Source organism: Arthrospira sp. PCC 8006 (assembly GCF_046480465.1).
In the GTDB taxonomy this organism is placed as follows: domain Bacteria; phylum Cyanobacteriota; class Cyanobacteriia; order Cyanobacteriales; family Microcoleaceae; genus Limnospira; species Limnospira platensis.
In genome coordinates this window covers 1-3,082 of the sequence record NZ_PKGG01000367.1, presented here as the reverse complement: position 1 = coordinate 3,082, position 3,082 = coordinate 1, and the positions used below count along the sequence as shown (strand labels likewise).

The following is a 3,082-nucleotide window of genomic DNA, read 5'->3' as shown; positions in this document are numbered from 1 at the left end:
ACAATATTGATAAACCCGCCCTCTGGGAGAGGGGGGTAAGGATAAGGATAATCTTAGAAAATCAGAATTGAGGAATCATCTCTTACTGTATCTGAGATATTGGGGAAAGCACCAGATTCGTCGGGGGTAAACTGAGCAATAATAGATCCTCCCCCGAGTCCGTCAGCATTACTATCATAGATTAACTGTCCGGTTAGTCGTTCATAAATAATTACAGGTTGCGATATGGGTAGGGTATCGAGTAGGGTGTCAGCTTCGGTGAGTGTATCAGTGACCACAAATAAGGGGTCAGCCAAGATAAACTCATCGTTAAACTGTAAAGTATCGCGACCGGGGACAAAATCGGTAATCAAATCAGAGGCTGATAATAAGACATCATTAGTGGAGGAGTAGAGGAAAACATTATTTCCTCCCAAACCTGTGAGAGTATTACCACCAGACCCTCCGACTAGGGTATCATTACCAGGACCACCGATGAGAACATCATCGCCAAGACCACCTATAAGAGTATTATCACCAGGACCACCAACTAAAGAATCATTACCCTCATTACCCAATAGCAGGTCATTACCGAAGGCGCTACCTAGAAGAGTATCATTACCAGGACCGCCAATTAAAACAATAGGACCTAAGTGACCGGCGAGAAAATCATCACCTGCATTACCATCAATGGTGTCTACTGTTGCGATACTAACGCTAACCAAAGCGGAGGCGGTATTTCCTAGGGAGTCTTGTGCGGTATAGGTAAATTGACCACCAAATGGTCCTGGGAGAAGGGGGATAAACTCAACGGAGGTATTACCTGGGAGAATATTAACTTGTCCTGCGCTGACACCACTGATGCTATTAATGGTTAATCCACCGACGGGACTATCATTGTCTAGTACAGGAATTTCAATGCGGTTTAAGCTGGTGCCCTCTGCGAAAATAGTATCATTTCCGGGAGTACCTATTACGAGACTAGGGGTGGTAGCAAAGTTGGGGTTAGCGATTAAAGAGTCATCAACAGGAGTTTCGTCGTCGGGGGGTGTCAGTGTATCTGTGGTGGTTCCAATGAGCAATATATCATCAATAGATAATGGAGGATTACCGATAAGTGTAGCGACGGTTACGGGGGGTTGTACTCCTGAAGCGTCGGGGTCATATATGAGGGTTCCGGTTTCTAATTCATAGGCGAGAATGGGGCTGCTAATGGTGCCGAGATTATCGGGATTCAATTCTCCGGTTTCGAGGAAAATAAATTGTTCAGGACTGAGGCTATTTTGGGGGGTAGTACCTATTTGAGTGAAGCGGAATTGATCACGGTCAAATAAAAGGCGATCGCTTCCGGGGGTAAAATCAACAATTAGGTCAACTCCTAGACTAATTTGATTGGGAGATAGATAAGCAAAGGTATCGCTTCCTTCACCACCGACGAGGGTATCATCACCAGCACCACCAATTAAACAATCATTACCAAGATTACCAAATAGGGAGTCATTACCATCAGAACCAATGAGGGTATCATCTCCTAAATTACCATCTATGGCGGTGAGAATATTAACATTAACGGGAACTCTAATTAGATTTCCTTGGGAGTCGATCGCTTCATAACTAAAACTGCCAATATTTCCGCCGGGGAGGGTGGGAATAAACTCGGCGGCTGTACCGCCTTCTAGGATATTCACATTTCCGCCGATTAAATCGGTGATGGTATTAATAACGGCGATGCGTTCATTATCAGAAGCGGGAATGGTGACGGGAACCCCAACAAAGTCTACAGCATTGATGGTATCAGAAACGGCGATCGCATCATTTCCGGGAGTACCATTAATTAAGGCGAAGGCGGTGACATTTCTAGGGTCTTCATCTGTAGGATCATCATCATCTATGTCTGGTAGGGTATCATCTCCGGCTATACCAATCAAGATGATATCGTTAACAGATAGGGTAGGTGTTCCTTGTAAATTAGCAATAATTTCGGGGGGTTGTGTTCCTGAACCGTCGGGGTCATAGATGAGGTTTCCGGTCTGTAATTCATAGGCGAGAATGGGACTATTTATGAGGCTGAGATTATCTTGATAAGTTCCGGTTTCGACGAGAATAAATTGTTGAGGACTCAGGCTATTTTCGGGGGTAGTACCTATCTGAATAAAGCCGAATTGCTCCCGGTCAAATAAGATGCGATCGCTTCCGGCTTCAAAGTCCACAATTAAATCAGTTCCGGTAGTGATTTGACTGCGAGAAATATAGGCAAAAACATCATTTCCAGCACCTCCAAAGAGGGTATCATTTCCGGCACCTCCAAAGAGGGTATCATCTCCATCATCTCCTAATAGGAAATCATCACCCTGTCCGCCATAGATAATATCATTACCAGAACCTCCATATAGCAGGTCATTTCCCAGACCGCCATAGAGTACATCTTCACCACTACCACCTTTTAGGGTATCATTACCACTATCTCCGAAAAGGGTATCATCGCCGGCTTCTCCTAATAGGGAATCATCACCCTGTCCGCCATAAAGGAGATCGGGTCCTGAACCACCATAAAGGAGATCATTGCCGCCGCCACCTTTGAGGGTATCGGCACCACTACCACCGACTAGGGTATCATCGCCTGTTTCTCCGAACAAGCAATCATTACCCGCGCCGCCATAGAGGAGATCGGGTGCTGAACTTCCGACCAAAACATCATCGCCACCTAAGCCGTTAATACGGGTGACGGGAAGGATATCGATAAATACATTAGCACTATCTTGGGTGTTGCCATCACTGGCGGTATAGGTAAAGCTGGCTTGGGTTCCGCCTGGTAATGTGGGGGTAAATCTGACAATGGTGTTATCATTGAGTAGAACTACGTCGCCGCCGGTGATGTTGCTGACGCTGCTGATAAATAGACCTGTCTCAGGACTATCATTGGCTAAAACTGGAATTTCGACGGGATTAAAGGGTTCTGGTGCGATCGCAAAAATGGTATCATCAGAGTCGCTGCCGTTTATTTCCTGGGGAGTGGCGGCGCGAACTTCTCTGGCGATGATGTTGACGGTTTCGGGGCGAGCCAATGAAACGGGATCAACTAGGATAATATCATTGGGGGATA

The 3,082-nt window shown here is 45.8% G+C and carries 1 protein-coding gene; it reads right to left on the bottom strand.

Features of this window, described 5'->3' with window-relative positions; all coding sequences use genetic code 11:
- Positions 1-53: 53 nt before the first annotated feature.
- Positions 54-3,082: M10 family metallopeptidase C-terminal domain-containing protein (locus B9T16_RS27365; RefSeq protein ID WP_410246254.1), on the bottom strand; the 3,029-nt coding region annotated here is incomplete at its 5' end.